We start from the raw sequence: 250 nt of genomic DNA, 5'->3' as shown, positions 1-250 counted from the left end.
GCATCTACTTGCGTGTCTTTATCTAAATCAAGTTCAAAGGTTACGCCCCAAACCTGCTCACACTCTTCTTCTGTTAGTTCGCCAAAAAACTCTCTAAAACCTTCAATTAAATCAACTTTAGAAAAAATAACGTAAACAGGAAAGGTCATACCTAATTGGCTTTGCAGTTCTTGTAAGCGCTGTTTAATAGCGCGAGCATGTAGGTTTCTCTCAGTTTTGGTCTGGCTCATAAGCTCAGAAATACCCATAC

The 250-nt window shown here is 39.2% G+C and carries 1 protein-coding gene; it reads right to left on the bottom strand.

Translation table 11 applies throughout. The features are described from left to right. On the bottom strand, nt 1-230 hold a 230-nt coding region (locus AAEY80_RS14735), incomplete at its 3' end, for a type VI secretion protein IcmF/TssM N-terminal domain-containing protein (RefSeq protein ID WP_350588625.1). Between the last annotated feature and the right edge of the window lie 20 nt (nt 231-250).

This window comes from Psychrobacter sp. 78a-MNA-CIBAN-0178, assembly GCF_040309625.1.
In the GTDB taxonomy this organism is placed as follows: domain Bacteria; phylum Pseudomonadota; class Gammaproteobacteria; order Pseudomonadales; family Moraxellaceae; genus Psychrobacter; species Psychrobacter okhotskensis.
This window is presented reverse-complemented; position numbering and strand designations above follow the sequence as displayed.